Source organism: Pontiella desulfatans (assembly GCF_900890425.1).
Lineage (GTDB): Bacteria > Verrucomicrobiota > Kiritimatiellia > Kiritimatiellales > Pontiellaceae > Pontiella > Pontiella desulfatans.
The window spans coordinates 2445953-2459563 of sequence record NZ_CAAHFG010000001.1 but is presented as its reverse complement, the minus strand read 5'-3'; the positions used below and the strand labels follow the sequence as shown (position 1 = coordinate 2459563).

Annotated in this window: 5 protein-coding genes; all 5 read left to right on the top strand. The window is 58.6% G+C overall.

The window, feature by feature from the left end:
* Positions 1–114 precede the first annotated feature (114 nt).
* The 5 genes from E9954_RS08760 to E9954_RS08740 all read left to right on the top strand — a co-directional run bounded on the left by E9954_RS08760 (position 115) and on the right by E9954_RS08740 (position 13515).
* The gene (locus E9954_RS08760; protein ID WP_136078806.1) at positions 115–3150 is read left to right on the top strand and encodes an HzsA-related protein; all 3036 of its coding nucleotides are present in this window, start codon (positions 115–117) and stop codon (positions 3148–3150) included.
* Positions 3151–3306: 156 nt separating this feature from the next.
* Positions 3307–5583 (top strand): hypothetical protein, encoded by a 2277-nt coding sequence (locus tag E9954_RS08755; protein WP_136078805.1) that lies wholly within the window; start codon positions 3307–3309, stop codon positions 5581–5583.
* 138 nt (positions 5584–5721) lie between these two features.
* On the top strand, positions 5722–6501 hold the full coding sequence (locus E9954_RS08750; RefSeq protein WP_168442101.1) for a PEP-CTERM sorting domain-containing protein: 780 nt from the start codon (positions 5722–5724) through the stop codon (positions 6499–6501).
* 169 nt (positions 6502–6670) lie between these two features.
* Entirely contained in the window at positions 6671–9886 is a 3216-nt protein-coding gene (locus E9954_RS08745; RefSeq protein ID WP_136078803.1) for a sulfatase-like hydrolase/transferase, read from the top strand.
* 203 nt (positions 9887–10089) lie between these two features.
* Positions 10090–13515, top strand: a complete 3426-nt coding sequence (locus E9954_RS08740) for a family 43 glycosylhydrolase (protein ID WP_168442100.1) — start codon at positions 10090–10092, stop codon at positions 13513–13515.
* Positions 13516–13611: the final 96 nt, after the last annotated feature.

The following is a 13611-nucleotide window of genomic DNA, read 5'->3' as shown; positions in this document are numbered from 1 at the left end:
GGCAATCAGGATTCTGAATCTTCGTTTCTTAGCGTCTTCGCGGTCAACATCTTCTGTCGCATGGCGAAAAGCAGGGTTGGTTTTGAACTGCACACTGGTTTGAAGTGCAGAAGGATGGCACTAATTTTAGCGGTTGCGGCGGGATGCCTTGCGGGGGATCTCTTTGCTGAGCTGCCTGCCTGCGTGACCAACCAGCCGATCCTGTTCATTGCGCGGAAGCAATATGACCGGGATCACCACAACACCGCCACGTTCTTTCCTTCCTGCCCGAATGAATACAACACCGGAAGCTACAGGGCCGCCGGGGCGCTCAAGGTTTTTGATCCCGTCACCGGCGCGGTCACCACGCTGCTCGAAACCTCCGAAGGCATGATCCGCGATCCCGACGTCCACTTCAGCGGCGAAAAGATTGTCTTCTCCATGCGCCAGGATCTCGCCGACAGCTACCACATCTATGAAATCAACGCCGACGGTTCGGGGCTGAAACAGCTGACGTTCATTCAGGATGCCGACGATTTGGATCCGATCTACATGCCCGATGGCGATATTGTTTTCACCTCGACGCGCGAAATCAAATATATCGGCTGCAACCGCCACATTTCGGCCAATCTCCACAAGATGGATGCCGATGGCGCCAACATCCAACAGATTGCACGCAGCACCCTGTTCGAAGACCATCCGAGCCTGATGCCCGACGGGCGCATCATGTATTCGCGCTGGGAATATGTGGACCGCAACTTTGGCGATGCACAGGGGTTGTGGGTCTGCGAACCCGACGGCACCGGCCATGCCATCATGTACGGCAACAACACGACGAGCCCCGGTGGCGTGCTCGACGGGCAGATGATTCCCGGAACGCCGTACATCGTTTGCACCTTCAGTTCCTGCCACGACGTGCCGTGGGGTGCCATTGCCCTCATTGACCGCCGCAAGGGGGTTGATGGGCGCGACCCGGTGGTACGCACCTGGCCGGCGGGACTGGAGAGCTGGGTGAAAGTGGACGGACAGGATTTCGACCGCTTCAAGAACACGTCCATCCGGCACGAAGATCCCTGGCCGCTCCTTGATCCCGACTCCGGGGTGGGCGGTCGCTATTTCCTCTGCTCGCGCGAAATCACCGGCGGCAGTTCGCACATGGGTCTTTACCTGCTGGATACGGAAGGGGATTCAGCCCTGCTCTACAGCGAAGGCACCGGGGTTTGGGGGTGCTTCGACCCGATGCCGCTCGCCCCGCGCGCCATGCCGCACGATGTTGCAATCCACCGCAAGAACAACGGGGCCGATGGCCGCTTCTATATACAGGATGTCTACGAAGGAACGCACATGGAGGGCGTTGAACGCGGCGAGGTGAAATATCTTCGTGTGATCGAAGCCCCCAACAAAACCGATTTTGTTTGGGATAAGCAGTGGGGCGCCCAGGGCCGCACATCGCCGGGCATGAACTGGCACAACTTCCAGAATAAAAAGATTCTCGGAACGGTTCCGGTCGAGGAAGACGGCTCGGCCCATTTCAATGCGCCGTCGAGCACATTCCTCTTTTTCCAATTGCTGGATGAAAACAAGCGGATGATCCAGTCGATGCGCACGGGAACGATCATTCAGCCCAACGAAACCCAGGGCTGCATCGGTTGCCACGACGACCGCACCTTGGCCCCGGCGGCCTACGGCACCAACTCGCTGCCGCTGGCCACCCTGCGCGCGCCGAGCCAGCTCGACGGCTGGTATGGCGAACCCCGGAATTTCGGCTATCTGCAGGAAGTGCAGCCCGTCTTCGATGCGCACTGCATGCCATGCCACGATTTCGACGGATCGGCGTCCGGTACGCTGGTGCTGGCCGGCGACAAAACCCTGTTCTTCAATGCCTCCTACATGGAGCTGTGGAAAAAGGGATATACCGGAGCCATCGGCGCCGGCCCGGCCGCCATCCAGCAGGCCAAAAGCTGGGGCTCGCACAACAGCCCGTTGCTGACGAAAATCCTGTCCGGACACAACAGCGGTTCGATGACGACCGAGGATATCGACCGGATCGCCACCTGGCTCGACATGAACGCACCGTATTATCCGCACTTCAGCTCGAACTATCCCGACAACCTGGCCGGGCGCGCACCGCTCACCGATGCGCAGGTGGCCCGGCTCTATGCGCTGACGGGTAAAAACCTCGCCAGTTTTTACAAGCACAGCACCAATCCCGGCCCGATGGTTTGCTTCGACCGCCCGGAAAAAAGTCCCTGCCTGGATGCCATGACGGTCGGGTCCGCTGATTACAACGAGGCCGTCGCCATCATTCAGGCCGGGCAGGATGCGCTCGCCGCACTGCCGCGCGCGGATATGCCGGGCTTCTACAAGGCAACGGCACTGGACCTTTGGCACGAGGCCACCTGGACGGATCGCCACAACTTTGAAGAAATGAGCCAGACCGCGATCGCCGAGGGGCTCAAGGTCTACGACACCCAGCCGCTGATGCTGGCCGCCAACCGTGGCGTGGATGGCATCGATGGGGTTTCCGCCCTCGTGCAGGGGGAGGTCATCTACACCGTTTCCAACTCCGTGGTGGACGTTACCGTCTGCTGGGGTTCGTACGACGGCGGCGACGAAATTGAAGCGTGGCAATACAGCACCGATCTGCCGCCGCAGTCCGAAGGGGATTTCTCCGTAACATTGACCGGGCTGGTTCCGGGGGCGGATATTTATTTCCGGGTCTTCGTTGTTAATGCCGACGGTACCGTGGCGGCCTACGAAAGCACGCTGTTCGATACGCGTTCGCTGATCGACCAGGATAGCGACGGCATGGCCGACGATTGGGAGCTGGCCCACTTCGGTTCCAGCACGACCGAAGCAGGAAACGGGGATTGGGATATGGACGGCTTGAGCAACGAAGAGGAATACTGGGTCGGAACCGATCCCACCAACGCCGCCTCCTGCCTGGTGATCGAAGGGCTGGAGGTCTCCGGCACCGATGTGGCGATTGCCTGGCAAAGCGCAAGCAACGCCGAATATACGTTGGAATATTCCACCAACCTGGCGGTCAACGCCTGGATCCCGCTGGTGGTGGACCGCTCGGCCACGCCGCCGCAAAATATTTATTCCACCAACGCTCCGGCTGCCGAAGTGCGCTACTACCGCGTCCGCGGCCGCCGTACCGATCGCTAGCCATGCCATGGCGACCGGCCGAAAAAAAACGCTCATAATACCCTTTTCAGGGTATAGGCAAAAATGGCGATCTGTTGGATATTCACTATTGCCGTTACCAAAGGTCTTGTCCTCGGAGGCCAAAGAAGCGAGTGAAAAACTAAAAGGAGATGTGAAATGAAAAAAACTACTGGAATGATTCTGGCGCTGGGCATGCTGTCCGCGACGTACGGAGCCGTTACAATCGACTTGGTCGGAGACGGAACCGGCTATGACCTGCTCGGTAATGGGGCGGGAAACGAAGCGCATGCGTATCGCTCGACGGGGGTAGCCAAAACGTTTGATGTCGATGGAGACGATGCCTATGGCACGGAAGGCCTGATGGTATTCGGAGATGGGGGGGCTGAAATAAACAACCAACTCTTCACGAAGCGCACCCAGGTTGGCGCGGGTTGGGCCACGTTTGCCCAGGGAGCTAATTTCATCAGTGTCGCCCAGGGTTATGGCCAGGGGCCGATGGACAATCCTACCAATGCAATCAGCGCGGATGTGGCCGACTGGGGCACCGTCGGTGCCATGGTTTCGGCCGCCACAGGAGGCGCTGGAACCTGGGGTGAAATGGTGACGTTTACCTTCGATGCCGGCGCCCCCCAACAATTCCGAATCGGCCTGTTTGCGGGTACACAGGCACAATCGAATGGACGCTGGGATCCGACCGGCTTGCGCATCAGTTCCGGCGGTGTAACCAACGCGGTGACCGGACTGGAGAACAACACGCCCTACGGTGCTCCGAACTGGGTCTTTTTCGATATCGATTTGAATGGCGAAACCTCAGGCACGTTTACCATCGAAGGGCAGAAACGTCTGGCGACCCAGGGCCCCAGCCTGGCCGGCATCACGTTTGATACCGTCGTTGCCGCTCCCGGCGCAAGTCTTGCGCTGAATCCAGCTTCGCTCTCGCTGGACTTGTATGCCCCCGACACGAGTGTCGACGGCGCCATCACGGCGACCTACATGGCCGGAGCGGTCACCTCGAACGATATCACCATCGTTTCAGCGCTGGCCGGTGCCGGCTTTAGTGCTTCCATAACCGATCCCATCCTGGGCAACAGCGATACGGAAGAAGAGATCACGGTCACCTTTGATAATACCGGTATTGGTCTTGCCAACGGGGAGAGCACAAACTCCACGCTGGTGGTTGTCTGGAGCGAGGCGGGATCCGGTGTAAGCAACACCTCCAGTGTTCCGTTAAGTGTTACCTATATCAATGAACCCAACAGCTTTGAGCTGACGCCGGCTTCGCTCTCGTTGACCTTGAATAGTCCGGACACCAGCACCAACGGCACGATCGTTGCCTCGTACATTGAGGGAACCATCCCGGCCAATATTGAAATTGTTTCGGTGGTGGTGACCAACGGATTCAGTGTGGATCCGGCAAGCTTTGTTTTGGGTGCGGGCAATACGGACGAAGACATTTTGGTCACCTACACCAACACCGGTGCGCTGGTAAACCATGGGGATACCGCGGATTCCGTTGTGGTCGTTACGTGGACTCAAGCCGGTTCCGGCGTAACCAACACCGCCAATGGTTCGGTGGATGTTTTCTATTACAGTCCAACCATCTCCACCACCGTGATCGCTGGTTATGACTTTGACGATGGAACGGGCACGGCCACGACGAATGTCACCGTCCAGGACGCCAATGTCACCGCCAGCGGTTTTGGCGTGGGAACCGGCATTGTCAGCGTTGTTAATGTGGATAACGGCAACAGCTACTACAGCGAGCTTGATGCGGAATATAACCTGTTTGGAACGGCGAACGGTTTTGAGTTCGGCGGCGCAAGCTCCGCATTGGGATACACCCTGATGAACAACGCCGACAATCTCCCTCTGGCGATAACCAACGCCGACTACATGGTCTTCACCGTCACGCCGACCAATGGCTATGCGATGGATCTGATCAGCTTCACCTTCCGTTCGCGTGTCAACCAGCTGGCCTCCTCAGCGGAGCGCTGGGCGCTCTTCTCGTCCGTGGGAGGATTTGCCAACGGAGCGGAAATCGCGACGGGGCAGACGACCGATATCCAAACATGGGACGGCGACAGCTGCCGCAATGTGGTCGATCTGTCCGCAGCCGAGTTCAAGGAGCTCGATGGAGCGGTCGAGTTCCGCCTCTACATCTACGGCGGAAGCGATGGTTTCAGTTCAGCCACCCTGTTCGACAAGGTAATCGTGAATGGCGATGTGTATGGCCTGGCCCTCCCGCCGATCAGTGGTGTTACCGTTTCCGACGGGGCGCTCATCATGTCCTGGGATGACGGGCGCGCATACAACGTGTTGACCAATGTCAACCTCGCTTATGGGGAATGGGGCGTTTCGGAAACGGGCGTATCTTCGCCGGTGACCAATGCCATCGGCAGCGAATCCCAGCTGTTCTACAAGCTCGGCAAATAACTCGTTTGCAGGGAGGGCCGCAAGGCCCTCCGTGTGGCGCGATCGCGCCAAATGACAAAAATTCCGAATCTGGCAATATGGTTCATTAAGTGGGGGAAGGAAGATCCTTCTCTCGGAGAGAAAAAAAGGAAAATATATATGAAGAAAACGATAGGGATAGCATTGGGATTGGGGCTTGCGTGCGCTTCCAACGCCTCGATTGTAGTCCATGGTAGCACCACGGCCTATCAGGAGAACAATAAAGACTGGGTCAGTGCAACCGCTAACGACATCGATGCCGTCGCAGGGTACGGAACGGACGGCTTCCTTATGTTTGGAGACGGCAGTGCCAACTTAACCAAAACTGCTGGTCAAGCTTGGGGGACGGATGTGCGGAGTACTCCCAGCTATGTGACCGCCTTTGCTGCGGGTGCGAATTTTGCTTCCATAGCGGAGGACCAGCCTGCTTACGCAAGTTATGACGATCCGGTTGCTTTGGATGGAACGGATACCTTGGGCGGGTTTGCTGTGGCGACATCTGGCAACGGTATAGGTTCATATTCGGAATTGATGACGTTCACCATCTCGGGGCTTGCTGCGGACACGACCGTTCGCGTCGGGGTGCTCGGCAACATCGATGGCCAAACCGATGGGCGCTGGATTCCCACGTCGATCACGTTGAGCGATGGAACATCCAGTGCCACGGTGGGCGACCATACCACGAGTCCGCTTGCTAACGCTGTAGCCAGTACGGATTGGGTTTTCTTCGATATCGATGCCGATGGGACCTACGCTCTCGGCGGAACCCAGCGTTTGGCGGGTCAGGGTATCGGGGTTGCAGGCGTGACCTTCGATTCAATTCCGGAACCGGCGACGCTGGGACTGGTTGCCGCATTCGGCGGAGGTGTTCTGTTTATCCGCCGTCGTTTCAGGATGTAGACATATGATTTGCGAATGGAAAAGCCGCTCGGGGACGGGCGGCTTTTTTTTCACCAGCAAAACTGGAGGGGCAAGTAGCTCGCATATCTGATGCGAGTTCCCGTTGCTCAGGAAACGCGGATCGGATATCCGCGCTACGGTTTGGTGATTGTGTGTTCGAGACGATGTAATGATATCAAAGCGAATCCAGAATGCAGCATTCATTGCGGGGCTTATGGCCTTTGCGGCGAACGCGGCCATCGACATTTCGGTGGTTGGCGATGGCGCGGGCTACGACGAAACCGGGGTGACGGCCTATCGTTCAACGAGCGTGGCCAAAGGCTTCGATGCCGACGGAAACAACGAATATGGATCCGAAGGGCTGTTTTTCTTCGGAACCGGAACCACGGCCGCCAACAACCAGGCTTTTTCCGTCCACACGCAATCAGGCGCGGGCTGGGCAACTTTTGCCCAGGGAGCGCAGTTTGGATCGGTGAGTGAGCAAACCAATTATGGCCCCTACGACGACCCGACGCTGAGTGGAAGCGATGTGGCGGACTGGACGATATGCGGGATCGGCGTGGCGACGGGCGGCGGCGTTGGAAACTGGGCGGAAGTGTTGACCTTCTCGATCGATGCCGCAACACCTGAAATGTTCCGCATCGGCATCATGTCGGGCACCCAGGGCGATTCGACCGGAAAATGGGATCCGACGGGGCTTCGGCTTTCCGTAGATGGCGGACTTGCCGCCGAAATCACCGGGCTGGAAAACACGTCCGGCTCAACCCCCGGCTGGGTGTTCTTCGATGTGGATCTGAATGGCGAAACCAGCGGCACTTTTTCGCTGGAGGGTCAAAACCGGTTGGCGGACCAAGGTACCGCGATCAGCGGCGTGATCTTTGATCTGTTTGCGGGTTCGGAGGTGGATGACCCTCCGGTCGCGGATGAGCAGAGCGTGCGCACGCTGCCCGACACCCCGGTGGACATTACGCTGACCGGCACCGATCCGGAGGGCAGCAACCTGACGTATAACGTGCAGATGCAACCGTCCCACGGTACGCTTTCAGGTGCAACGAATGTGTGGACTTACTCACCGGCGAACGGATATCAGGGAAGGGACAGCTTCACATTCACCGTCAACGACGGGCAGACCAACAGCGCCCCGGCCACGGTGTCGATTTGGGTCACGAGCAACCGGCCCAATTTTATCATCATTTTTACGGACGATCAGGGGTACGCGGATCTGGGCTGTTTCGGCGGAACGCACGTCAGCACGCCGCGCATCGACCAAATGGCGGCGGAGGGGGCGAAGCTGACCAGTTTTTATGTGGCGGGCAACATTTGCACGCCGTCCCGCGCAGCGCTGATGACGGGGTGTTATCCCGAGCGCATCGGCATGGCCGACGGGGTGTTCCTGACTGCGGATACCCGCGGGTTGAACCCGGACGAAGTGACGATTGCCGAGGTGCTGAAATCGGCGGGCTATGCCACCGGCATGGTCGGCAAGTGGCATCTGGGCGACCAGCCGGAGTTTTTGCCAACCCGGCAGGGCTTTGAGGAATATTTCGGCATTCCCTACAGCCACGACATTCATCCCTACCATCCCAACCGGGGCGATGAATTTTCCCCGCTACCGCTGTTGGACGGTGGCGAGGTGATCGAGCTGGAACCCGATGCGGATTATTTGACGCAGCGGGTGACCGAGCATGCGATCGACTTTATCGAACGGCATAGGGAGGAGCCGTTTTTCCTGTATGTCCCGCATCCGGCGCCGCACCGGCCCATCAGCATCTCCCCGCCATTCCTGGACGGGGTCTCGCCGTCTATTCTGGACGCACTGGCCGCGGAGGAAGAGAACGACACGATCTACTATGAAATTCGCGATGATCTCTACTATCGCGCGATCAACGAGGTGGACTGGTCGGTCGGGCAAATCCTCGACACTTTGGTGGAGCAGGGGATCGACGCCAATACGTTGGTCATCTTCACCTCGGACAACGGCCCCTCCAAGGCGGCGCTTGGATTGGCAACGCCATTGAGAGGGAACAAGGGTGATACCTGGGAAGGCGGCATGCGCATGCCGACCGTCGTCCGCTGGCCGGGCGCGATACCGGCCGATACGGAGATCGATGAAGTGATGTCAACGATGGATCTGCTTCCCACGTTTGCCGGTCTTGCCGGAGCCGACGTGCCGCATGATCGCGTGATTGACGGACGGGATATCTGGCCGGTTTTGACGGAAGGCGCGGAGAGTCCGCACGAAGCCTTTTTCTATTATGATGTAAACACGCTGCAGGCGGTGCGCTCCGGGAAGTGGAAGCTGCGTCTGGGCAAGCTGTACGATTTAGAGGCGGACATTGGAGAGAGCACGGACGTGGCGTCAGCCTATCCCGATATCGTGACGCAGCTCGAAGGATACATGAGCGGTTGCGTGGCGGACATCGCCGCGAACAGCCGTCCCGCAGGCTCCGTGGAGACGGCCTATCCCCTGACGCGGGTCTCCAGCACGGTCGATGTGGTCGGCGATGGCATGGGCTACAATGAAACCGGCGCCGCCGCGCAGGGCTTCCGATCCACGAATATCTTCAAAAGTTTCGATCTGGGCGATCACGTGTACGGCACGTCGGGAACTCTGTTTTTCGGCGACGGAAGCACGACGGGCGAGGCCCAGGCCTTCAGCGTCAACCTGGATGGCCTCCCGGCATGGGTAACGAACTATTCCGAAGGAGCAACGCTGGGCAGCGCGCCTGTAGCGGTATTCGCAACCTATCCCAAAATCGACGATCCCACGCTGGCTCCGGGCAACGATGTTGCCGACATGCCCAACACGGGACATGTTGCCGCCGAAAACAGCGGGGCGGGAACCTGGTCTGAGGTGCTGAAGTTCTCGGTCGGCCAGTCCACGCCCGGATTCCGGCTGGGCATTATGTCGGGACACGAAGCAAACGGCGACGGCCGTTGGGATCCGACGGGGATCCGCGTGTCGGTGGCCGGCGGGGCTGCCGTTGCGGCCGAAGCAACGAATCTTGAAAACCTCACCAATACCGCCGGCATGGTCTTTTTCGATGTGGCCACCGACGGCACGACCGCCGACACCTTTGCCATCGAAGCCCAGCAGCGGCTGGCGGATCAGGGCGTTGCGATTGCCGGCATCACCTTCGATGTCCTTCCGCCCGACGATCTGGAGATTGTGTTTGATCCGGCTTTTTCGAACAATACATTCAACGTGGAGTGGGAGAGCCGTGTCGGACTCACCTATATACTTGAGGGATGCGCGTCCCTGACGAACGGCGAATGGGTAGCCGTCAGCAACGAGGAAATCGTTGCCACCCCGCCGACGAACCGCTTTTCCGGGCAGGCCAATACGAACGGACACTATTTTTACCGACTAAACATTAAATATTAACCAACCGGCTCCGCAGAGGATTTTTACCACAGAGCACTGAGGCACAGAGGGTTGTTGGACTCCGTTGCTCTGTGCCCTCCAGCGAAGCTGGGTGATGAAAACATCTGTTGCCACTTGGAAGTGGAAAGATTGGAATATAAGGAAAGTGGAGAATGAAAATGAAAATTGATCGAACAACATGTGCAATTATAGGGGCCGGACTTATGGCTCTAACAGCGAATGCCGCAGTCGAGATAACGCCGGTCGGGGACGGAACCGGCTATGACATCCTTGGAACGGGAGCGGCGGACAACGAAGCAACCGCTTACCGCTCGACGGGGGTGGTGAAGAGCTTCGATATTGATGGAGACCATGCATATGGTACGGAAGGTCTGATGATGTTCGGCGACGGTGGTGCCGAAATTAACAATCGACCCTTTGCGGGATACCATACCCAGGTGGGTGCGGGCTGGGCGACCTTCTCTCAGGGAGCTGATATCAGCAGTGTTGCCCAGGGCTATGGCCAGGGGCCGATGGATGATCCGACGGCCGTCATCAGCGCTTCAGTGGTGGACTGGGGAACGGTGGGTTCTGCGGTGGCTGGCAATGCTGGCGTAGGTACCTGGAGCGAGGTTTTCACGTTTACGGTTGATGCCGCAGCACCGCAGCAATTCCGTATTGGCGTGATTAGCGGAACGCAAGGTCAGTCGAACGGGCGCTGGGATCCGACGGCTTTACGCATCAGTTCCGGCGGAGTGACCAACTCGGTTGCCGGGCTGGAGAACAATACGACGTACGGTGCTCCCAACTGGGTTTTCTTTGATATCGATCTAAACGGCGAAACCAGCGCGACATTCAGCATCGAAGGAGCGCAGCGGCTTGCGACCCAGGGGGTGGGCTTAACCGGTATAACCTTTGATGTTCCTCCGGGCGGGGTTTTGCCAACCATTCCAGAGATCGAATATTTTGTCGTTGCCCACACGGAGACGGAGGGGCTGGGGAAAGCGGCGTGGTCGGTCTCGAATGCGACGACGGTGACGATTCTCGATGCCGCGGATCAACCGGTCGGCGGGGTCTCCGGACTGAAGGGCACGGTCGATATTACCTATACCTCCGGCGATACGTTCACCTTGGTGGCGGCGAGCAATGGCATTGTGCGGACGGAATCCAAAACCATTACCACGACGACCACATTGGATGAGCTGGTCAGCTTCACCTTTACCGATTCCCCGCTTACGAACTATACCGATCCCGCTGCGCTGACCCGCCGGGATCCCAGCGATGTGATCAAGGTGGGCGACACCTGGCATGTCTGGTACAGCAAGGCGGCTCCGGGCGTAACTTCCGGCTACGACGCGTCGGTTTGGCATGCAACTTCCACCAACCGGGGAAACAGCTGGGTCGAGCAGGCGGAAGCCGTTCCGCGCGGCGCCAATACGAACGACTGGGATGTGACCAGCACCTTCACCCCCAACATTCTGTTCCACGATGGCACCTACTATCTCTACTACACGGCGGTCGGCCCCGGTTTCAACCAGGGCTACAACGAAGAGGGCAAGACCCGCATCGGCGTATCGACGTCGGGCAGTCCCTACGGCCCGTGGACGAAATATGCCGGAAACCCGATTTTGATCCCGTCGGCGGATACGGCGAAGTTTGACAGCTTCCGGGTGGACGACACCTGCATGGCGGTTCGCGAAGGAAATGTGTGGCTCTATTACAAAGGGCGGCCTTGGGGGCTTGGATCTACGGCAACAAAGATGGGCGTTGCCGTTGCAACCAATGGTGTCGGGCCGTTTGTGCGGCAGAACGGTGGCGACCCGGTGCAGCTCGGCGGGCATGAAGTGCAGATCTGGGCGGATGAAGACGAAGGCATCTATTCGATGGTCAATGGCGTCGGTCCGGCGGTGCTGACCTATACGATTCAATATGCACCCGACGGCCTCAACTTCACCAAGTATGCCGACATTTCCTCCTCGGAGCCGGGCGCTCCGGGACTGTTCCGCTGGGAACTGACCGATCCCTCGCTGGGTTGCCGCCCCGACTGGGGCGTCTATGGAACCCGTAAGATCGGGCGTTATGAGATCGATTTTCCAGTTCCCGAGGTCACCTTCAGCTTTGACGCCGTCAGCGGGGTCGGGCCCGAGGCCGGTGTCTATCGCCGCGATCCTAGCGACATCATCAAGGTGGGCGACACCTGGCACGTTTGGTACAGCAAGCCCGAAGGCGCCGCCAATGGCCCTGCAACCATTGGGCACGCCACCTCCACCAATGCGGGACTCGATTGGGTCGAGCAGGCGACGGCGATTTCGCGCACCACGAACAGTTGGGATGGCGGCAGCGCGTTCACGCCCAACATTCTGCTGCACGAGGGCACCTACTATCTCTATTACACCGGCGTGAACGACGCATATTGGTCGACGAGCGGTTATGTAGAGGATCAAAAGTTCCGTATTGGCGTGGCTTCGTCGGGCAGCCCGTACGGGCCTTGGACCAAATATGGGGGAAGCCCTATTCTTGTGCCATCCCTGGACACTAGCAAGTTCGACAGCTTCCGCGTGGATGATTCCTGCCTGGCCGTGAAGGATGGCGAGATTTGGCTCTATCACAAAGGGCGTGGATGGGGACTCGGGCCGACGGAAACCAAAATGGGTGTGGTGATTGCCGACGATCCGCTCGGGCCGTTTGTGCGGCAGAACGGCGGCGATCCGGTACAGCTCGGTGGTCACGAAGTGCAGATCTGGATGGACCGATACGAAGGGATCTATTCCATGATCGGCAGCGTGGGTCCGGCCGAGCTCACGCACACCATCCAGTATGCCGCCGATGGAATGGACTTCCGGTTCTATGCCGATGTCTCCACATCCGATCCTTCTGCTCCCGGCATGTACCGCACCGAACTGACTGAGCCTGGAACCGGTGAAATGCCGGCGTGGGGCATGTATGGCGTCTCATCACTGGCGCGCTTTGCCGTCGAATACAACACAACTCCTTCAACACGCATTCTGCTGGATCCCGGCTCGATTGCGGAAGGCAACCGTCTGGGCGATTGGATCGGAGACCTGGATGTTGCCAGTGGTTCCGGCTATGCGTTTGAACTCCTGCCGATCATCAACACCAACGACTTCCTGGTGGGAAGTGCGGAGCTTGCGGCCAACACCGTTTTCGATTCATCGGTGACCAATCTGGTTGGACTGTTCATTCGAGCGTCTGGAGCATCAACCATCGATGGCTATTTCGAGGTTGATGTACTCGATGCCGATGGACTTCGGGGTTGGCGATTGGACCAGTTCGGTGCCGACGTGCTCGCGCAAACCAACCTCGAATCCACGGTCTGGGGCGATGATGCCAATCCCGACGGGGATGCCTTTGCCAACATCGATGAGTACGCCGCCGACACGCTTCCGCAGGATTCCAACTCCGTGCTGCGGGTCGAGTCGTTGGTCTTGGATGGCTCCTCGTTGGATCTTTCATGGATCGGCGGCGTGCAGGCCACGCAGTATATCGAAACCTGTTCCGCGCTGACCAGCAACACGGTCTGGACGGTCGTGGCCACCAACCTGCCGCCGACCGCCATTTCCAATGCCTGGAACGGAACCGTCTCTGCGGAAACCAATGCTGCCATGTTCCGCATTAAAGCCGTCCGTTAATTAGGCACTATGTAGAAGGGTGCTCTGCGCCGTTTCCCGCACGTCGGGAATACACGGCGCAGATCACCATGCTACGCCAGTGATGCAAAAAAGTGC